Source organism: Amycolatopsis sp. NPDC006131, assembly GCF_040614175.1.
GTDB lineage: Bacteria > Actinomycetota > Actinomycetes > Mycobacteriales > Pseudonocardiaceae > Amycolatopsis_E > Amycolatopsis_E tucumanensis.
The window spans coordinates 14,285-32,490 of the sequence record NZ_JBEXTX010000032.1; the positions used below are offsets into that span (position 1 = coordinate 14,285).

The window sequence follows — 18,206 nt, forward strand, 5'->3', positions numbered from 1 at the left end:
GAGCTGGAATGTGGAGATGTCGGACCGTGTCGATTTCGAGGCGGTGTTCCGCGCGGGAGCGACGCCGAGTGCGTTGCTGTCCAGGGACTTCGTGATCGTCGCGGTCAACGACGCGTACGAGAAGGTGTCCGGGCGCCCGCGCGCCGAGCTCGTGGGCCACGACGTGTTCGAGGCCTTCCCGGACGACCCGGAGGCCGCCCGCGCGCTGCGCGCCTCGCTGGACCGCGTGCTGGCCACCGCCGAGCGGAACGTGATGGCGCTGCTCAAGTTCGACGTGGCCGTGGCCGGCCGTCCGGACGAGGTCGAGCACCGGTTCTGGAGCCCGGTCAACGTGCCGGTCCTGGACGACGACGGCAGCGTCCGGATGATCCTGCACCGCGTCGAGGAGGTCACCGAGGTCCTCCGCGAACTGGGACTGCCGCGGCAGGACGCGGCCGAGATGCAGGCGGGGCAGGCGGAGGTCTACGCCCGCAGCAAGGAACTGGAGCGCACCAACCAGCGCCTGGCCGCCGCCACGGACATCACCACCGCGATGCTCGCCGACGCGCCACCCGAGGTGGTGCTGCGGCTGATCGCGTTGCGGGCCAAGGAGATCGCCGACGCCGCGAGCGGGTGCGTCCTCCTGCGGGAAGGCGACCGGTTCGCCGTCGCCGCGGAGGCCGGGGACGCCGCCGTGGACCCGGCCGCGCTGGCCGAGGAGGTCCGCCGCACCGGGAGGCCCGGCGTGCGGGTGACCGGCGACGGCGTCGCGGTGGCGGTGCCGCTGCGCCACGAGGAGGAGGTCCGTGGCGTCCTGGTCGTCACGAACCCGCCGGGCCGGAGCGGACTGGGCAGCCCGGCCATCGTGCCGCTGGAGCCGTTCGCCACGCAGGCCGAGCTGGCGCTGGAACTGGGCGACCGGCGGCGGGACACCGCTCGCCTGCTGCTGCTGGAGGACCGCGACCGGATCGCCCGCGACCTGCAGGGGTCGGTGGTGAGCCGGTTGTTCCAGCTCGGGCTCGAGCTGAGCTCCGCGGCCGAGCTGATCATCCGGGACGAACCGGCGCGGCGCGTGCGCGGTGTGGTCGTCGCCCTGGACGGCGTGGTGCAGGAGCTGCAGAGCGCGGTGTTCCGCACCGCGGGAGTGCGCCCGGACGGGCGGACCTTCCGCGAGCGGATCCAGGACCTCATCGACCACGCCGCCGAGGCGCAGGGGTTCGCCACCACCTCGCGGCTGGACCCCCGCCTCAACGGCGTGCTCGGCGAACGGGCCGAGCAGCACCTGATCGCGGTCCTGTCCGAAGTGCTGGTCGGCGAGGTGCGGGACCGGACTGCGCAGGTGACGGTGTCGGTGGGCGTCCAGCCGCCCCACGTGGTCGGCGAGCTGACGGTCCGCGGGCTCGTCCTGCCCGCCGGCATCGCCGAACTGGGCCTGACCGCGCTGGCCCGGCGCGCGGACCAGCTCGGCGGGTCGCTGACCCTCGACACCGGAGACGGGGAACGGCGCTACACCTGGCGGATGCCGCTCGGGGGATCATGAGTGAGATGAACGCCGACCACCTCGACGACGCCGTCCAGCTCGCGCTCGGCACGCTGCGCACCGCGATCGACGCCGACTGGGACGTTCCCGCGGGCGATCTCGACTGGAGCTGCTGGGAAACCGCCGAGCACCTCTCCGACGACTTCTTCGGCTACGCGGTCCGGCTCGGGCCGCGCACCCCGCCCCGCCACGGGGAGGTGCCCTACCTGTGGCAGCGGCTGCGGCCGGGCGGCCCGTCGAACGCCGTGCACGCGGACCGCTCCGCGGGCCCGGCCGGGCTGCTGCGCGTCGTGGAGGCGAGCGCGGCGCTGCTGACCGCGATGGTGCGCACCACCCCGGCGCACGTGCGGGCCTGGCACGTCTGGGGCGAGGCTGACCCGGCCGGGTTCGCGGCGATGGGGATCGTGGAGACCCTGGTGCACACCCACGACCTGGCGACCGGGCTCGGCCTGGCCTGGGAGCCGCCGGGGGAGCTGTGCGAGCCCGTGCTGCGACGGCTCTTCCCGCACGTCGCCCCGGACGAGCCGTGGCCGACGCTGCTGTGGGCGACCGGCCGGGGCGAGCTGCCGGGACGAGCTCGACTCAGCGAATGGCGCTGGTACGCCGCGCCGCTCACCAACCCTTGAGCTTCGCCGTCTCCAGCTGGTTCTTCAGCAGCTGACCGCCGGTGGGCAGGTCCGCCTGGTCCGGCCAGGTCGCCGGGTCCCACACGCCGGAGCGGCGGAAGGCGTTGGCGCAGTGCAAAAACAGCTCCTCGACCTCGACCACCACGGCCAGCGCCGGCTTCACCCCGCCCTCGGCCAGCTCGCCGAAGAACGGGGCCGAGCGCACGATCGTCGCGCGACCGTTGACCCGCAGCACGTCCTCCTTGCCGGGCACCACGAACAGCATCCCCACGCGCGGGTGCCGCAGCAGGTTCCGCATCGTGTCCAGCCGCCGGTTGCCGGGCCGGTCGGCGAAGGCCAGCGCGCGGTTGTCGTCGAAGACCAGGACGCTGCCGGCCGGGTCGCCGCGCGGGGACAGGTCGAGGCTGCCGTCCGGCGCGGTCGTCGCGACGAAGTACAGCGTGGCGGCGTCGATGAACTTCCGGCTCAGCCCGTCGATCCCGGCCAGCCCCTTCGCGGCGATCACCGGCGCGGGCGGGCTGACCACCTCGCGCAGTTCCGCCTCGCTGGTGACGACTTCGGCGTCCTCGGGGCGCCAGACGGTCATGAACGTGCTCCTCGGCTCGCGGTGGCCAGCAGGTACAGCAGGTAGGGCGCGCCGACGGCGCCGGTGACGACCCCCACCGGCAGCTGGTGGGCGCCGCTGAGCAGGTGCTGCGCGGCGAAGTCCGCGAGGAGCGTGACCAGCGCGCCGACGAGCGCGGACGGGACCAGCCCGGGACGGCCGGTGCGCAGGACGCGCGTCGCGATCGGCCCCGACAGGAACGCCACGAACGCGATCGGCCCGCCGACCGACGTCGCCACCCCGCACAGCGCGGCCGCCAGCGCCAGCAACGCGAGCCGCACCCGTTCCACCCGCAGGCCCAGCCCCTTGGCGGCGTCGTCGCCGAGCTCCAGCACCGTCAGCGTGCGGCCGAGCAGCAACGCGGCCGGCACGAGCACGACCAGGAACACCGCGGCCATCCGCACCTCGCCCCAGGCGACGCGGTTGAAGCTGCCGGTGATCCACACCAGGGCCTGCGCGGCGATCCGCACGTCCGCGCGGGTCAGCAGGTAGGACATGGCGCTCGCGGCCAGCGCGGCGACCCCGATGCCGACCAGCACGAGCCGGTGCCCGGTGACCCCGCGCCGCCAGGCCAGCGCGTAGATCAGGACCGACGTGGCGAGACCGCCGGTGAGCGCGGCGGCCGGCACGACCAGCCCGGACACGCCGAGGGTGATCAGGCACAGCACCGCGGCCAGCGACGAGCCCGCGGTCACGCCGATGACGTCCGGGCTGGCGAGCGGGTTGCGCAGCAGCCGCTGGAACAGGGCGCCGGACAGGCCGAACGCGAACCCGACCAGCAGGCCGGCGAGCGCGCGCGGCAGGCGCAGCCGCAGCACGATGTAGTCGTCCCGCACGGTGCCGCCGCCGAAGAGCGTGCGCACCACGTCGGGCAGGGCGATCGGGAAGTCCCCGATGGACAGTGCGAGCAGGAAGACCGCGAGCACCGCGACGGCCAGCACGGCGGTGACGGCCGCGGTGCGCCGCGCCGTGCGGCGGTGGACCTCGACGACGCTGGTCATCCACGCACCCGCTTCCGCCGCACCAGCGCGATGAACACCGGCGCGCCGATCGCCGCCGTCACGATGCCGACCTGCAGTTCGCCGGGCTGCGCGAGCACCCGCCCGACGACGTCGGCGGTCAGCAGGACCAGCGGCGCCAGCACCATCGAGTACGGCAGCAACCACCGGTGGTCCGGGCCGGTGATCAGCCGCGCGGCGTGCGGCACCATCAGGCCGACGAAGGCGATCGGGCCTGCCATCGCGGTCGCGGTGCCGCACAGGATCACCACGGCCAGCGCGCACAACGCCCGGCCGGCGTTGACGTGCACCCCGAGCCCGCGGGCCACGTCGTCACCCATCGCCAGCCCGTTGAGGGCGCGCGCGGAGGCCAGCGCCAGCACGAAACCCACGACCAGGAACGGCAGGGCCTGCGTCACGACCGACGAATCGCGGCCGGCCAGCGCGCCCACCTGCCAGAACCGGAACTGCTCGTAGGTGGCGTTGTCGGTGACCAGGATGCCGGTGGTCAGCGACCGGAACGCGGCCTCGCACGCGGCGCCGGTGAGCGCGATCTTCAACGGGGTGGCGCGGTCCCGGCCGAGCGAGCCGATCCCGTAGACCAGGACCGCCGCGAGGCCCGCGCCGAGGAACGCGAACCAGACGTAACCGGTCATCGACTGGATCCCGGCCAGGCTGATGGCGGCCACGATGCACAGCGACGCGCCCGCGTTGACGCCGAGGATCCCGGGATCGGCCAGGGGATTGCGGGTGACGCCCTGGATGATCGCCCCGGCCAGGCCGAGCGCGGCGCCCGCGAGCACCCCGATCAGGGTGCGCGGGATCCGGACCTCCCACACGATCACGTGATCCGGGTTCGCGGGGTCGTGCTGCAGCAGGGCGTCGACGACAGCCGACGGCGGGAGCCCCTTGGCCCCCACCGCCATGCTGGCCACCACGGCCAGCCCCAGCACCACCAGCCCGAGGATCAGGCCGAGGCCGAGCGGGGCCCGGCGGCGCTGGGGGAGCGCGGTCGTGGTTTCGCGGAGCACCGGGTCAGCGTGCCAGCGCTTCGGTGATCATCGGCACCACCTTGTCGATCGCGTAGCTCAGGCCCAGCGGGGTCGCGCTGGCGAAGGCCTGCGAGATCGTCTTGTCCGACAGCACGACCACGTGCCCGGCCTTGACCGAGGGCACCGCCTGGAACAGCGGGTCGCTGTCGATCTGGCTCGCGTCGATGCCGATCGGCGAGATCACGGTCAGGTCGGCGTTGAACAGGTCCATCCGCTCCGGCGAGACGGTGATGTAGAAGTCCTTCCCGGCCAGGGCCTGCACCGCGGGTGACTGGGCGAAGCCGAGCCGCTCCATGAACTCGATGCGCGCGCCGCCGTTGACGTAGGCGCCGTAGGAGGTGGCCATCTTCGCGCCGACCGCGACGGTCTTGCCCTTGAACTCCGGGTGCGCGTCCGCGGCCTGCTGGAACTTGGCGTCCAGGTCGTTGCGCACCTGCGCGGCCTCGGCGGTCCGGCCGAGCGCCTTGCCGATCATGTCGAGCTGCTGCTGCCAGGTGGTCGCGTAGGCCTCGCCGCCTGCCGGGATGCTCAGCACGGGGACGCCGAGGGCGGCCAGCTGGTCGTAGCGGGCCTTGTCGCCGCTCGCGCGGGTGTCCAGGATCAGGTCCGGGTTGAGCGCGGCGACCTGCTCGGCGCTGACCTCCAGCGTGCCGAGCATCGTCGGCGCGGTCGTGTAGTGCTTGTCCTGCGGCATCCACGGCGCGACGCCGTCGCCCCCGATCGGCAGCCAGTCCGCGGCGCCGACCGGCTGCACGCCGAGGGTCAGCGCGACCTCCGCGTCACCCCACCCGAGCGCGACGACCCGCTTGGGCTGCTGCTCGATCGTCACGTCGCCGAACGCGGTCGGGATGGTGACCGGGAACTGACCGCTCGCCGGGGTCGCCGGCTCGGTCGCGCTCTGCTCCGCGGACGAGCCGCAGCCCGCGAGCACGAGGACCGCGCCCAGGAGGAGAGCCAGGAGGGAACCGCGCGCACGCGGCCGGGGGAAACGCATGGGAAGCCTCTCGGATTAGGTAAGCCGATCCTAAATTAGGTAGGCCTGGGTTCGCAGTCCAGATGGCCGTGATCACAACGGGGGCCAGGGCTGGTGTTTCCGGCCCGGAGGGTGTGCCATGGACACGCCGCGGTTCGGCGAGCGGGACAATCGCTCGTGACGCTTTGAGCAGACAGGGCGTGGGTGAGCGGGATGGATGACGCGTCGGTGATGGGCGCATTGGTGCTCGACCTGCCGCACACGGTGCCGCCGCTGGTGCGGGTGCGCCAGTGGGTGGCGGCCGAGCTTTCCGACTTGGGCGACGACCGGGTGGTCGCGGTGCAGCTGATCGCGACCGAATTGATCACCAACGTGTACGACCACGGCGGCGGGACCGGCCGGATCCGGCTGTCCCGGGACGCGAACCGCATCCTGGTGGAAGTCGACGACGGTTCCCCGTCGCCGCCCGTGCTGGGGGACGGGGACCCGAGGGCCGTGCGCGGGCGAGGCCTCGTGCTGGTCGACAAGCTGGCCCTGTCGTGGGGCTACCGGCCGCGGGCGGACGGCGGCAAGACGGTCTGGGCGCTCGTCGACTGCGAGACCCTGAGCTGGACTTCCTGACGGATCCAGGACGGGCGCCACACCGGTTCGGGCAGTGGCGCCAGGTTCGCGAAGTGGGCGAGGACCGGCCGCAGACCCGGGTGCGGGTGCGCCGGGACCAGCAGGGAGAGCGGGTAGGCGAGCACCGGGTTCACGACCGGGATGCGGCGCAGGCCGAACCGGGTGGGCCAGGTGTAGCGGTCGCGCGCGCCGACCAGGGTGGCCACCTCGGCGGATTCGGCGAGCGCTTCGAGCAGCACCTCGTCACCGAAGTGCGGGCCCGCCGCGTCGATGCACAGGCCGAACGCCGTGACCAGCTGGTCGTAGAACTCCGCCCATTCGCTGCGCGGCGCGATGCCGGGCACCCGGATCCGGAGCCCGCGCAGCTCCTCCGGCGTCACCGACGGGGCGTCGGCCAGCGGGTGCCGGGGGCCGGCGAGGAGTTCCAGCGCGGAGTCGAAGACGTGGATCATGCGCACGTCGGCGGGCAGCGCGGCCGGATCGGGGAGGGTGCGGAACGAGGCGTCCACCTCGCCGGACCGCACGGCGGCCGCCGCCACGCGGGGGTCGTCGACGCGCAGCGTCACCACGTCCAGTTCGGTGCCGGGGTGTGATCGCCAGTAGTCGTGCAGGACGACGGCCTGTGCGCTGCGCAGGCCGAGGACGTCGATCCGCAGGGCACGGGAGCCCGGCCGGACGGCGGCGATGCCACGGTCCACGCCCGCGACGACCCCTCGCGCGTGCGGGAGGAACGCCTGGCCGTCCGCGGTCAGCTCGACTCCGCGGGCGGTGCGGGTGAACAGGCGGACGCCCAGCTCGCGCTCCAGGGCGGCGATCCGCTTCGAGACCGCCTGCTGGGTCACGCCCAGCTCGTCGGCCGCGTGCTGCAACTGCCCGAGCTCCGCCGCCCGGACGAACGATCGCACTGCCTCGGTGTCCACCGGGCCAGCCTAAGCAGGGTCAACTCCCGGTTGTGGCTCGCCGGGCGGCGGTTGTTTGATCCGCCTCCGCACTGCCCGCTGTGATCTGCGGCGTGGAAGCCGATCTTCGCCGGCTGTGGTCGGCCTACGCGGTGAGCACGTACGGCACGTGGCTCGCCTTCGGGGCGTTCCCGTTGATCGCGGTGCGGGTGCTGCACGCGCCGGCGTTCGCGGTGTCGTTGCTGGAGGCGGCCGGGCTCGCCGCGGCGGCGGTCTGCGCGCTGCCGCTCGGGTGGTGGGTCGAGCACCGGCCCAAGCGGCCGGTGATGATCGCGATGGACCTGGCCCGGTTCGCCGCGATGGCCAGCGTGCCCGCGGCGTACGCCTTCGATGTGCTGTCCTACGGCCAGTTGCTGGTCGTGTCGGTCGTCGCCGGGACCGCGAACATCGGGTTCACCGCCGCGTCCGGCGCGTACCTGAAGCACCTCGTGCCCCGGGCGCGGCTGCTCGCGGCGAACGGGCGGTTCGAGGGCACGAGCTGGGTGGCGACCGCTGCGGGCCCGCCCGTCGGAGGCGCGCTCGTGGCCCTGCTCGGCCCGGTGGTGACGGTGCTGGCCGACGCGCTGAGCTACCTGCTGTCGGCACTCGCGGTGCTGCGCATCCGCGGCGGTGATGTCGCGGCGCCCCGGGTCGCGCGGTTCCGTCTGGCCGACCTGCTCGCCGGCGCGCGCGTGATCGCACGGGATCCCGTGCTGCGGCGGCTGTTCCTCAATTCGATTCTGGTGAGCGGCCTGATCATGGCCACCACGCCGCTCCTGGCGGTCCTCCTGCTCGGCGAGTACCGGTTTTCCGCGTGGGAGTACGGGCTGGCGTTCGGCGTCCCGGCGCTCGGCGGGTTCGCGGGCGCCCGGCTGTCGGCCCGGTTGGCGCGGCGCTACGGGCGGCACCGGGTGCTGACCGCCTCCGGCTGGCTGCGGTCGATCTTCCCGCTGGGGCTGGCGTTCGTGGGCCCTGGCGTGCCCGGGCTCGTCACGGTGATCGTCGTGGAGGGCTTGCTGATCACCTGCATGGGCGTCTTCAACCCGATCCACGCGACGGAACGGCTGCACCGCACGCCGGCGGACCACGCGGCGCGGGTGCTCAGCACGTGGAGCGTGAGCAGCAAGCTGCTGCAGGCCGGGATGATGGCGGGGTGGGGCGTGCTGGGGACGCTGACGAGCCCGCTGTTCGCGATCACGGTGTCCGGCGTGCTGCTGCTCGGCACGCCACTGCTGTTGCCGCGGCGGGGTTTGGAGTCCGACGAGTAGTGTCGGGATCATGGGGGTAGGGCATTACCTGCGCAACGAGCGCCGTTTGTTCGCGTCCATCGGACTCGCCTTGCGGCGGCGGAAAGCGCTTGCGCCGGGAGCCGTCGCGGCCGGTTATTCGCGGGCGCAGCGGCCGTTGCTCGTCGTGTTCGTCGTGCTGACCGTGGTCGAGGGGCTGCTGTTCGCGCTGGTCGGGTTCGGGATCGTGGTGCACCTCGTCCTGGCGGCGATCGAGCTGTACTCGCTGTTGCTGGTGGTCGGCCTGCTCTGCTCGATCACCGTGTACCCGCACTCGGTGTCGGCGGACGAGGTCCGCGTGCGGTACGGCGCGTTCCTCGACGTGCGGGTCCCGGTGAGCGCGATCGCGGCGGTGCGCGCCCGGACCGAGGACCACTCGGGCAGGCCGGGGTTCGACCTGGATGGCGAGACGTTCACGGTGGCGCTGTCCTGGCAGACGAACGTCGTGCTGGAGCTGAGCCGGCCGGTGCCCTTCACCCGCCCGCTGGGCCGGCCCGGCGAGGCGCGGGTGATCAAGTTCTACGCGGATGATCCGCAGGCCGCGGCTGCCGCGATACACCACGCCATGGTGCGTCCGCGGGAAAGCCCTGCGTGAGGGGGCCAGCACGATCGGCACGTGATCATCGAAGGTCTCGTCCGCGAACTCCCACAGGTGCGGCACGCGGTGCTGCTCTCCGCCGACGGTCTGGTGCTGGACCACTCGGCCGGCCTGGACCCCACCGACGCCGAGTACCTGGCCTCGATGGCCGCGGTGCTGCAGAGCCTGGCGCTGCGGGTGAGCAACGTCCTGGACGGCGGTGCGTCCCGGCAGGTCGTCGTGAGGTGCGACCGGATCGCCCTGGTGGTCCTCCCGTGGAACGCCCACGAGCGGCTCGCGGTGGCCACCGCGGAGGCGGATCTCGATGAGATCATCGCGAAACTCGACCGCGCCGCGGCTTGACCTTCCAGGCGCTCGAAGGTGCATCGTTGAGACATGTCGAGAGAAGAACTCGCCCTGGCGATGACCAAGGAACCCGCCGAGGCGAAGCGCATCCTGTCGCGGCTCTGGGAGGAGGGCTCGGCGGTCGACCGCTGCGCCGCGGCCCACTTCCTCGCCGACCGGCAGGACGAGCCGCGCGACGAGTTGCTCTGGGACCTCCGCGCGCTCGACGTCGCGCAGGCCGCGGATCCCGCCGAGGTGCACGGGTTCTTCCCCTCCCTGCACCTCAACCTCGCGGACGTCTACCGTCGCCTCGGCGACTTCGCCAAGGCCCGCGAGCACCTCGCCGCGGCGGAGGCCGTCATCGACACCCTCCAGGACGACGGCTACGGGCGCATGATCCGCGGCGGCCTCGCGCGGGTGGCGGAAAAACTCGCCGAGAGCTAGAAGATCCCCGGCCCCGGGGTCAGCACGCCGGCCGGGTCGTAACGCGACTTCCACCCGCGCAGCGCGGGCCACCGCGAACCGAAGTGGTGGCGCCAATCCGCCTGCGTGAAGGGGATCGCGCCGACCGGGTAGGTGAACCCACCCAGGTCGCGTGCCTCCTCGTAGAGGCGGCGGTTCTCGGCGACCTGCCCGGCGACCAAATCGGCGTCATCCGGCGGAAAACGCAGGATCGCCACGAGAAAAGCGACCCGCTCGGCAGGCAGGCGGACCAGCGGCGCGTGCACCTCACCGGTGAACACCGGGTAGAACAACACGCAACCGGCCGGCCCGAGGTCCGCGGGCGTCAGCCGCTCCACCAGCGTGGTCAGGAAACCCACGGCGGTGGACGCGGGCAGGAAGCAGTTCCACCACGGGTGCGGGTGAAACCACGCGCCGGTCCCGGTCAGCAGCGCCTCGGCGGCGTCCAGCCGGTGCTGGAACTCCACATAGGACAAATCCCCGCCGGAGTACGCGGCCGTTTCCAGGAACACCCGCCTGCCCGCCTCGCCGAAGCGGACCTGGCCCTGCACGAAGTCGAACCGCCCCTCCTCGACGAACCGAAGCTGGTCCGCCGCCGCGGCCGCCACCGTGTCGTAGTCCACCTCGTGCCGGCTGATCCGCGGCGGCGCGGCGACCAGCCGCAACGTCGCGCGCGTGATGATTCCGCACTGGCCCAGCCCGCCCAGCACCGCGGCGAACAACTCGTCCCCGGGGCCACACGTCCGCACCACCCCGTCACCGGTGACGACCTCCAGCGCGATCACCGTGTCGGTCTGCAGCCCGTGCCGGAAACTCGTCCCGCCGATCCCGCCCACCGACAACGTGCCGCCCACGGACAACCTCAGGTAGTCGGTCAGCACCGGCGGCGTGCGGCCGCGCTCCCACGCCGCCGCGAGCACCGCGTCCCAGCCGGCGCCCGCGTCCACCACGATCCGGTCCTCGGCGACCTCGTGCACCGCGGCCAGCGACGACATGTCGACCACGACACCCTCGGTCAGCGCCTGCCCGTACCCGGAATGGCCCCGTCCCCGCGCCGCGACTGGCACCCCGTCCGCCGCCGCGGTGCGAACGATCTCGCCGACCTCCCCGGCCGAGCGTGGCCGCAGCACCGCGGACGGCCGCCGCCGGACCAGGCGCCCGAAGTCGGCGGACGCGGTCATCAGTACCGCTGCCAGACCCCGGCGGGCTTCCGCGCGCCCACCCCGGGCTTGCTCCAGTCGCACACCCCGTCCGGGAACGCCGCCCGCAACCGCTGCTGCTCCTCCCGGGTGAACGTGACCGGCAGGTAGTCGCGGAAGTCCACCGGCTTCAACCGGCACTTCAGCGCGTCCATCGCGAGCCCGGACCCGGCCACGAGACGCGTGTTCGCCGCGACCGGGAACAGCTCACCGCACCGCCCGCTCGACGGGTAGGTCAGCCGCTCCCGCACGCGCTCGGTCGCCGACACGTAGCACCCGTCCCCCAGGTCGGCGGGCCGGTTCGCGACCACCTTCTGCTGCGCGCCGCGCCCCGACCGGTCGTTCCCGATCGCCGTCAGCCAGCGGTCCATCGCGTCCAGCTCGTAAGCCGCCGCGACCGCGGCGTCCGCCGGCCGGCTCGCGATGATCACCTGGTTGTCCGCCGCCCCGCTGCGCCGCAACCGCTCCCGCATCACGAACGACCACTCCGTGGTGTGGATGTCGGCGCCGAACCCGGCCAGGTCGAGGTCCGTGCGCTGGTCGATGATCGGCGTCGTGCGCAACCCGAGCGACGCCGAGTTGAACAACCCGGACCGGTAGGCCGCCGACAACGCCTTCGGGTCGGCCGCGCTCCGCGCCGGAACCGGGGCGCCCGTGTAGTCGAGCCCGCCGATGGCGGCGTTCAGGTCCACGAACTGCGCCGCCGAGATCTGCCCGGACCGCAGGGCCGACAGGCCGTACTGCACCCCGGTGTTGTCCAGCGTGCTGCGCACGAACCCGGTCCGCGGATCCCGCCTGAGCTGGTTCACCAGCTGCTCGTTGGAGTTGCAGATGACACCGTCCGGATTGGACACCGGATCCCACCGCTCGGACACCGGCAGCAGCGGGGTGCAGCTGCCGGTCGCCGTCGCGCGGTTGGCGAACGTCTGCTCCCATGACACGCACGTGCTGTACGTGTGGAACCCGGCCACCGCGAGCCGCTGCTCCGGCGTGAACGAGCTGCCCGCTCCGGCGAAGTACCGGTTGAGCAGGCGGCAGTCCGTGACCGGCCCGGCGGTGCTCAGCGGGTCCGGGTAGGAGATGCCGGGGATGATGCCGTCCAGGATGCCCGGGTAGTTCTCGGCGATGTCGTACTGCTGGATCGCGCCGCCGGACCCGCCCCAGCCGATCGTGTGCCGCACCGGCCCGTAGGTCTCGGTGAAGTGCTCCTTGACCATCATCGCCGCCTCCGCGGAGATGATCGGGCTGCAGTTGTTGTCCAGCACGTTCAGGCTCGACGAAGCGACCGCGTACCCCTGGGACAGGAACAGGTCGTTCAGCACACCGCCGGTCGACGCGCCCTGGTGGAACCCGGAGTTGCAGCCACCGCCGAAGGTGTAGACGAGCCGCTCGTTCCAGCCGCGCTCCACAGTGAACGGTGACGGCGCGGTCCCGTCGGTGAGCGCGGCGATCTCGTAGACCGCGCGGTCGATCGTGCCGCGTTCCACCCGCACGATGTAGGGCATCCCGTTGACCGACGCGAGATCGGCGGGCCGGGACGCCGGATCGGCCAGCGGCCGGAACTGCCCGCCGGTCGTGCGGTACTGGTAACTCACCTGGGTGGGCGCGCTGCACAGCGGCGGCGTCGCGGCCGGCAGCCCGTAGGCCTGCGTCTCGCAGTAGAACGGCTCCTGCTGCCGTCCGGAGAACACCGGCCCGGTGATCGGGTGGTTGGTCACCCGCAGGCTCGCGCGTCCCCGGCCCGGCGCGCTCGCGACGATCTCGTTCGTCCCGTCCCGCAGGCCGCCGACCAGGCCGAGCAGGGTGTCGCCGGTCTGCTTGAACTCGCCGGTGACGTCGCGGCCGTTGGCCGTCACCCGCACGTCCCGCGCGGCCGGTACCCGCACCAGCACCTGCCCGCCGCTGACCAGGTCGGGGTGCGGGTTGGAGACGGATTCGACGGTCAGCCGCGGCGGCGCCGCGACCGCCGCCGGAACGGTGAGCAGCGACGCCGCACACGCGGCGGTCAGCACCAGTGCACGCAGCAAGGGAGCACCCCCGGGCTCGTGCGCCACCTCGTCGTGGCGCCCGCGTCGGGTATAGCACGCGGTCCGGTCACCGCAAAAGTCCAGAACTGGGTTCTGTTCGATCACGCTTGACCAGATTGTCCGAAGGGGCTGTGCAAGACGCCCCAGGCTGTGTACGGTCCCTCCAAACCGAACCTGATTCTGTTTTTGCACACCTGCGAAGAGGCGGTGGTCGCGAGAAATGGCGCAGCAAGCCCCGTTGCTACGAGTGGACGAGCTGAACGTGTCCTTCGGCGGATTGCGGGTCCTCCAGGCGGTCTCGCTCGAAGTGGCCGAAGGGGAGGTGCTCGGCGTCATCGGTCCCAACGGCGCGGGCAAGACGACCCTGTTCAACACGATCTGCGGGTTCGTCCGCCCGGACTCCGGCGCGCTGTCGTTCGACGGCCGCCGTCTCCTGCCCCGCCCGCACCGGCTCACCCGGCTGGGGATCGCCCGCACCCTGCAGGGCCTCGGGTTGTTCCCCAACCTCAGCGCGCTGGACAACGTCGCCGCCGGCGCGACCCACCGCTCGCGCACCGGCCCGGTCGGCGCGCTGCTGGCCTCGCCGTGGTCCGAGCGGCACGAGCTGCGGCTGCGGGACCAGGCGATGGGCATGCTCGAGCAGTTCGGCATCGCCGACGCCGCGCAGCGGCCGTGCGCGAGCCTGCCCTACGGCATCCGCAAACGGGTCGCGCTGGCCCGCGCGCTGATCAGCGAACCGCGCCTGCTGCTGCTCGACGAGCCCGCGGCGGGCCTGTCCGCCACCGAGATCACCGAGCTCGCCGACATCGTGCGCGGGCTGCGGCAGCGCACCACCGTCATGCTCGTCGAGCACCACATGGAGTTCGTGATGAACCTCTGCGACCGGCTCGTCGTGCTGGACTTCGGCGAGGTGATCGCCACCGGCACGCCCGCCCAGGTGCGGGAGGACCCGGCCGTCCAGCGCGCCTACCTCGGCGAGGCGGTGGCGGCCGATGCTTGAGGTCAGCGGCCTCGTCGCCGAGTACGGGCCGGTGCGCGCGCTGCACGACATCGACCTGACGGTCGAGCGCGGCTCGATCACCGCGGTGCTCGGTGCCAACGGCGCGGGCAAGACGACGCTGCTGCGCTCGCTGTCCGGGCTGCTGCGGCCGAGGTCCGGTTCGGTGCGCCTCGGCGGCCGGGACATCACCCGGCACGGCCCGGAGGACCTGGTCCGGCTGGGCGTGGCGCACGTGCCCGAGGGGCGCGGGGTGATCGTCGAGCTGACGGTCGAGGAGAACCTGCGCCTCGGCGGGCTGTGGCGGCGGGACCGGGCGTGGCTGCGCACCGGCGTGGCGCGCATGTTCGAGCTGTTCCCGCCGCTCGAACAGCGGCGGCACCAGCGCGCGGAGACTCTGTCCGGCGGTGAGCGGCAGATGCTCGCGATCGGGCGCGCCCTGATGAGCCGGCCCGACCTGCTGCTGCTGGACGAGCCGTCGCTGGGCCTCGCGCCGCGCACCGCCGCGCAGATCGTCGCGACGCTGCGCCGCCTGCGCGCCGAAACCGGCCTGACCCTGCTGCTGGTCGAGCAGAACGCGGGCACGGCGCTGTCGGTGGCCGACCGCGCCGTCGTGCTCAACGTCGGCCGCAAGGTCGCCGACGACGAAGCCGCCCGGCTGGCCGCCGACGACCGGGTCCGCCGGGCCTACCTGGAGATGTGATGGGACGGTTCCTCGACTTGACGCTCGCCGGGCTGACCAGCGGCGCGGTGTACGCCGCGGTCGCGCTGGCCCTGGTGCTGATCTGGCGCTCCACGCGAATCGTGAACTTCGCGCAGGGCGGGATGATGATGATCACCACGTTCCTCGGCTACACCGTGGTCAGCCACGGCGGGTCCTACTGGCTGGCGCTGGCCGTCGCGATCGCCGCCGGACTGGTGCTCGGCGCGGTCGTGGAGCGGGTGCTGATCCGGCCGGTCGCGAAGCGGCCGCCGCTGGACGCGGTGGTGGTCACGTTCGGCCTGCTGGTCGGGCTGCAGGGCGTCGCCGGGATGGTGTTCGGCGGCACCCCGCAGTCCTACCCGCCCGCGTTCTCCATCGCCGGGTTCCAGGCCGGCGGGCGACAGATCCTGTTCTCGCCCAACGACTTGTGGATCGTCGGCGTGGTGCTCGCCGTGATGGTGGTGCTGGCGGTGGTGTTCCGCCGGACCTCGGCAGGCCTGCGGATGCGCGCGACGGCGTTCGCGCCGGAGGTGGCCCGCCTGCTGGGGGTGCGGGTCGGCCGGATGCTGACCGTCGGCTGGGCGCTGGCCGCGGTGGTCGGCGCGGTCGCCGGGGTGCTGATCGCGCCGAGCACGTTCGTCAGCCCGACGGCGTTCGACGCGGTTCTGGTGTTCGGGTTCACCGCCGCCGTGATCGGCGGACTGGACAGCCCGCCGGGCGCGGTCGTCGGCGGGGTCGCGCTGGGCCTGGTGCTCAGCTTCGTCTCGGGCTACCTGGGCCCGGACATCGTGACGCTGGGCGCGCTGGTCGTGCTCATCGTGGTGCTGATGGTGCGGCCGCACGGGTTGTTCGGCGCGGGAGCGAGGCGGCGGGTATGACGATGACGGAAACGCAGGCGCCCCAGCGGGAGGCGTCCACGGCGCCGCTGTGGCGACGGTCCACTTTGCTGCGTCACGCGTGCTGGGCGGTGCTGGGGCTGCTCGGGTTCTGGCTGCTGTCGATCGCGCTGGACCCGTTCGCGAACCTGCAGCTGGCCCAGATCGCCTACACGGCCATCGCGGTCGCCGGGCTCACGGTGCTGTCCGGCCTCAGTGGACAGATCTCGCTCGGGCACGGCGCGTTCGTCGCGGTCGGCGCCTACACGGCCGCGCTGCTGCTGGAGAACGCCGAGTGGAGCCTCGCGCCGGTGCTGATCGTCGCGACCGCGGGCACCGCGCTGGTCGGCACGCTGGTCGGCGTGGCCGCGGCTCGGCTGCGCGGGCCGTACCTGGCGGGTGCGACGCTCGCGCTGGCCGTCGGGCTGCCCTCGCTGGCCGACTACCACGGCCTGCGCGACCTGCTGGGCGGCGCGAACGGCCTGATCGTCAGCCCGCCGGTGCCGCCGCTGTCGCTCGGGGAGACCTTCCCGCTGGAGCGGTGGCAGTCCTGGATCTGCGGCATCTGCCTGGTGGTCGTGTTGTTCCTGCTGGCCAACCTCAGCCGCAGCCGCCTCGGCCGCGACATGCGGCTGGTGCGCGAGGACGAGGACGCCGCGGCCCTGTCCGGCGTGCACGTCGCCCGCACCCAGATCCTCGCGTTCTGCGTCAGCGCCGGGTGCGCCGGGCTGGCCGGCGGCCTGTTCGCGATCGTCAACAACCTGGCCGCGCCGGGGGCGTTCACGCTTGCCCTGTCGTTGTCCCTGCTCACCGCCGCGGTGCTGGGCGGGCTCGGCAGCCTCGCCGGTGCGGTGTACGGCGCGGTGATCGTGACGCTGCTGCCGAACTGGTCGACCGACCTCGCGCAGCAGGCCGACCTGCCGCGCGCGGTCTACGCCAACATCCCGCTGGTCCTCTATGGACTGGTGCTGATCCTGGTCATCCTGGCCTTCCCCGGCGGCATCCAGTCCGGGGTGCGCCGGATCGGCCGCCTGCTCCGCCGTAACCGGAAGAACTGAAGGAGACGAGATGGTCCTGTCCAGACGCCCGCGCGCGGCGGTCGCGATCGCCGCGGCGCTCGCGCTCACCTTGACCGCGTGCGGCGGTGGAGGTTCGGGTAGCGGTAGTACGCCCGGCGTGACCGACACCGAAGTGCTGATCGGCAGCACCCTGCCGCTGACCGGCAACGCGGCGCCCGGCTACAGCGAGCAGGGGCCCGCGGCGAAGGCGATGTTCGACTACATCAACGCCAGCGGCGGCATCCACGGCCGCAAGATCAACCTGAAGTACGTCGACGACGCCTACAACCCGGCGAACACGGTCACCCTGACCAAGCAGCTGGTGCTGGAGGACAAGGTGTTCGCGATGGTCGGCGCGCTCGGCACGCCGACGCACACCAAGGTCGTGGACTTCCTGAACAGCTCGCGCGTGCCGGACCTGTTCGTCGCGTCCGGCTGCACCTGCTGGGACCAGCCGGACAAGAACCCCTACACCTACGGCTGGCAGCCCGACTACACCGTCGAGGGCAAGATCCTCGGCGACTACGTCGCGAAGAACTTCGCCGGCAAGAAGGTCGCCTACTTCTACCAGGACGACGACTTCGGCGCCGACGGCATGAAGGGGCTGGACAAGTTCATCGACCAGAGCCTGGTCGTGTCGCGGCAGCCCTACCAGCCGGGCAACACCGACGTCGCGGCCCAGGTGTCGGCGATCGCGCGCAGCGGTGCGGAGGTGGTGGTGCTGGAGACGATCCCGGCCTACACCGCGTTGTTCAAGCTGACCGCGCTGAAGCTGGGCTACAACCCGCAGCTGGTCGCTTCGAGCGTGGGCGCGGACCCGGTGACGGTGGCCGGGCTGCTGGAGAACTTCGCCAAGCAGAGCGGCGCGTCGGTCAAGGGCAGCGACCTGGTCGAGGGGCTGGTCAGCAGCGCCTACCTGCCGGCCAGCAGCAACGCGCAGAACTCGTGGATCCAGCTGTTCAAGAAGGTGCACGACACCTACATCCCGAACCTGCCGTTCGACGGCAACGTCATCTACGCGATGTCGTACGCGTACACGTTCGCGCAGGTGCTGCAGGCCGCGGGCAAGGACCTGACGCGGCAGGGGCTGATCGACGCGCTGAACAAGGGCGGGTTCACCGGGCCCGGGCTGGTGCCGTTCCGGTACGGGCCGGACTCGCACGCCGGCTACACCGGCGGGCAGATCTCGACCATCCGCGGCGGGCAGCAGGTGCTGTCCGGCACGCCGCTGACCACCGACGACGGTGACGGACCGGTGGTGCCGTACACGCAGCCGCAACCGGCGGCGCCGGCCAACGGCGTGCCGGCGGCGTGAGGTGGGCGCCGCGTCCCGGCGGGGCTCACGT

The 18,206-nt window shown here is 72.7% G+C and carries 19 protein-coding genes; 12 read left to right on the forward strand and 7 right to left on the reverse strand.

Going from position 1 to position 18,206, the window contains the following annotated elements:
- Positions 1-16 precede the first annotated feature (16 nt).
- Positions 17-1,519, forward strand: coding sequence for a PAS domain-containing protein (locus ABZ215_RS18455; RefSeq protein ID WP_354950393.1), 1,503 nt, complete (start codon positions 17-19; stop codon positions 1,517-1,519).
- Positions 1,520-1,524: 5 nt separating this feature from the next.
- A complete protein-coding gene (locus tag ABZ215_RS18460) occupies positions 1,525-2,145 on the forward strand; it encodes a hypothetical protein (RefSeq protein WP_354950394.1) in 621 nt (206 codons plus the stop codon).
- On the opposite strand, the gene ABZ215_RS18465 is transcribed toward ABZ215_RS18460, so the two are convergent.
- From ABZ215_RS18465 to ABZ215_RS18480, 4 genes are read right to left on the reverse strand one after another with little or no spacing between them, the layout of a single operon-like run.
- Positions 2,132-2,731, reverse strand: a complete 600-nt coding sequence (locus tag ABZ215_RS18465; protein WP_354950395.1) for an MSMEG_1061 family FMN-dependent PPOX-type flavoprotein — start codon at positions 2,729-2,731, stop codon at positions 2,132-2,134. The two genes, ABZ215_RS18460 and ABZ215_RS18465, sit on opposite strands and share 14 nt — an antisense overlap.
- Positions 2,728-3,750, reverse strand: a complete 1,023-nt coding sequence (locus ABZ215_RS18470; RefSeq protein ID WP_020416657.1) for an iron chelate uptake ABC transporter family permease subunit — start codon at positions 3,748-3,750, stop codon at positions 2,728-2,730. Before ABZ215_RS18470 ends, ABZ215_RS18465 begins: the two co-directional genes overlap by 4 nt.
- Positions 3,747-4,778, reverse strand: a complete 1,032-nt coding sequence (locus ABZ215_RS18475) for an iron chelate uptake ABC transporter family permease subunit (RefSeq protein ID WP_354950396.1) — start codon at positions 4,776-4,778, stop codon at positions 3,747-3,749. The genes ABZ215_RS18470 and ABZ215_RS18475 overlap by 4 nt, the downstream gene beginning before the upstream one ends.
- 4 nt (positions 4,779-4,782) lie before the next feature.
- Positions 4,783-5,793: an iron-siderophore ABC transporter substrate-binding protein gene (locus ABZ215_RS18480; RefSeq protein ID WP_354708607.1), complete on the reverse strand. Its 1,011-nt coding sequence runs from the start codon at positions 5,791-5,793 to the stop codon at positions 4,783-4,785.
- A gap of 192 nt (positions 5,794-5,985) precedes the next feature.
- On the opposite strand from ABZ215_RS18480, the gene ABZ215_RS18485 reads away from it, so the two are divergent.
- Positions 5,986-6,393, forward strand: coding sequence for an ATP-binding protein (locus tag ABZ215_RS18485; protein ID WP_020416660.1), 408 nt, complete (start codon positions 5,986-5,988; stop codon positions 6,391-6,393).
- Here ABZ215_RS18485 and ABZ215_RS18490 read toward each other — a convergent pair.
- A complete protein-coding gene (locus ABZ215_RS18490; protein WP_354708604.1) occupies positions 6,318-7,313 on the reverse strand; it encodes a LysR family transcriptional regulator in 996 nt (331 codons plus the stop codon). The two genes, ABZ215_RS18485 and ABZ215_RS18490, sit on opposite strands and share 76 nt — an antisense overlap.
- Positions 7,314-7,393: 80 nt before the next feature.
- Here ABZ215_RS18490 and ABZ215_RS18495 point away from each other — a divergent pair, with 80 nt between their 5' ends.
- Genes ABZ215_RS18495 through ABZ215_RS18510 form a run of 4 tightly spaced genes read left to right on the forward strand, consistent with a single transcriptional unit; the run spans position 7,394 to position 9,983 of the window.
- Positions 7,394-8,599, forward strand: a complete 1,206-nt coding sequence (locus ABZ215_RS18495; RefSeq protein ID WP_354950397.1) for an MFS transporter — start codon at positions 7,394-7,396, stop codon at positions 8,597-8,599.
- 10 nt (positions 8,600-8,609) lie between these two features.
- A complete protein-coding gene (locus tag ABZ215_RS18500; protein WP_354950398.1) occupies positions 8,610-9,212 on the forward strand; it encodes a hypothetical protein in 603 nt (200 codons plus the stop codon).
- A 21-nt stretch (positions 9,213-9,233) separates the two neighbouring features.
- Positions 9,234-9,557 (forward strand): roadblock/LC7 domain-containing protein, encoded by a 324-nt coding sequence (locus tag ABZ215_RS18505; protein WP_354950399.1) that lies wholly within the window; start codon positions 9,234-9,236, stop codon positions 9,555-9,557.
- A gap of 33 nt (positions 9,558-9,590) precedes the next feature.
- A complete protein-coding gene (locus ABZ215_RS18510; RefSeq protein WP_354950400.1) occupies positions 9,591-9,983 on the forward strand; it encodes a hypothetical protein in 393 nt (130 codons plus the stop codon).
- Here ABZ215_RS18510 and ABZ215_RS18515 read toward each other — a convergent pair.
- Positions 9,980-11,182, reverse strand: a complete 1,203-nt coding sequence (locus ABZ215_RS18515) for an FAD-binding protein (RefSeq protein WP_354950401.1) — start codon at positions 11,180-11,182, stop codon at positions 9,980-9,982. The genes ABZ215_RS18510 and ABZ215_RS18515 overlap by 4 nt on opposite strands.
- Positions 11,182-13,227: a DUF6351 family protein gene (locus ABZ215_RS18520; protein ID WP_354950402.1), complete on the reverse strand. Its 2,046-nt coding sequence runs from the start codon at positions 13,225-13,227 to the stop codon at positions 11,182-11,184. Before ABZ215_RS18520 ends, ABZ215_RS18515 begins: the two co-directional genes overlap by 1 nt.
- A 220-nt stretch (positions 13,228-13,447) precedes the next feature.
- Here ABZ215_RS18520 and ABZ215_RS18525 point away from each other — a divergent pair, with 220 nt between their 5' ends.
- The 5 genes from ABZ215_RS18525 (at position 13,448) to ABZ215_RS18545 (ending at position 18,175) form a co-directional block, all read left to right on the forward strand.
- Positions 13,448-14,227, forward strand: a complete 780-nt coding sequence (locus tag ABZ215_RS18525; RefSeq protein ID WP_354950403.1) for an ABC transporter ATP-binding protein — start codon at positions 13,448-13,450, stop codon at positions 14,225-14,227.
- Positions 14,220-14,927, forward strand: coding sequence for an ABC transporter ATP-binding protein (locus tag ABZ215_RS18530; RefSeq protein ID WP_354950404.1), 708 nt, complete (start codon positions 14,220-14,222; stop codon positions 14,925-14,927). Before ABZ215_RS18525 ends, ABZ215_RS18530 begins: the two co-directional genes overlap by 8 nt.
- Positions 14,927-15,805, forward strand: coding sequence for a branched-chain amino acid ABC transporter permease (locus ABZ215_RS18535; protein ID WP_020416670.1), 879 nt, complete (start codon positions 14,927-14,929; stop codon positions 15,803-15,805). The genes ABZ215_RS18530 and ABZ215_RS18535 overlap by 1 nt, the downstream gene beginning before the upstream one ends.
- Positions 15,806-15,807: 2 nt before the next feature.
- Positions 15,808-16,860 (forward strand): branched-chain amino acid ABC transporter permease, encoded by a 1,053-nt coding sequence (locus ABZ215_RS18540; RefSeq protein WP_164470590.1) that lies wholly within the window; start codon positions 15,808-15,810, stop codon positions 16,858-16,860.
- 118 nt (positions 16,861-16,978) lie between these two features.
- Positions 16,979-18,175, forward strand: a complete 1,197-nt coding sequence (locus tag ABZ215_RS18545) for an ABC transporter substrate-binding protein (protein ID WP_354950405.1) — start codon at positions 16,979-16,981, stop codon at positions 18,173-18,175.
- The last annotated feature ends 31 nt before the right edge of the window (positions 18,176-18,206 follow it).

Excerpts from the sequence above, each read along its gene's own strand:
- ABZ215_RS18480 (WP_354708607.1), bottom strand. The coding sequence starts at position 5,793 with ATGCGTTTCCCCCGGCCGCGTGCGCGCGGTTCCCTCCTGGCTCTCCTC.
- ABZ215_RS18535 (WP_020416670.1), top strand. The coding sequence starts at position 14,927 with ATGGGACGGTTCCTCGACTTGACGCTCGCCGGGCTGACCAGCGGCGCG.
- ABZ215_RS18510 (WP_354950400.1), top strand. The coding sequence starts at position 9,591 with ATGTCGAGAGAAGAACTCGCCCTGGCGATGACCAAGGAACCCGCCGAG.
- ABZ215_RS18460 (WP_354950394.1), top strand. The coding sequence starts at position 1,525 with ATGAACGCCGACCACCTCGACGACGCCGTCCAGCTCGCGCTCGGCACG.
- ABZ215_RS18500 (WP_354950398.1), top strand. The coding sequence starts at position 8,610 with ATGGGGGTAGGGCATTACCTGCGCAACGAGCGCCGTTTGTTCGCGTCC.
- ABZ215_RS18540 (WP_164470590.1), top strand. The coding sequence starts at position 15,808 with ATGACGGAAACGCAGGCGCCCCAGCGGGAGGCGTCCACGGCGCCGCTG.
- ABZ215_RS18485 (WP_020416660.1), top strand. The coding sequence starts at position 5,986 with ATGGATGACGCGTCGGTGATGGGCGCATTGGTGCTCGACCTGCCGCAC.
- ABZ215_RS18515 (WP_354950401.1), bottom strand. The coding sequence starts at position 11,182 with ATGACCGCGTCCGCCGACTTCGGGCGCCTGGTCCGGCGGCGGCCGTCC.
- ABZ215_RS18470 (WP_020416657.1), bottom strand. The coding sequence starts at position 3,750 with ATGACCAGCGTCGTCGAGGTCCACCGCCGCACGGCGCGGCGCACCGCG.
- ABZ215_RS18530 (WP_354950404.1), top strand. The coding sequence starts at position 14,220 with ATGCTTGAGGTCAGCGGCCTCGTCGCCGAGTACGGGCCGGTGCGCGCG.
- ABZ215_RS18465 (WP_354950395.1), bottom strand. The coding sequence starts at position 2,731 with ATGACCGTCTGGCGCCCCGAGGACGCCGAAGTCGTCACCAGCGAGGCG.
- ABZ215_RS18525 (WP_354950403.1), top strand. The coding sequence starts at position 13,448 with ATGGCGCAGCAAGCCCCGTTGCTACGAGTGGACGAGCTGAACGTGTCC.
- ABZ215_RS18455 (WP_354950393.1), top strand. The coding sequence starts at position 17 with ATGTCGGACCGTGTCGATTTCGAGGCGGTGTTCCGCGCGGGAGCGACG.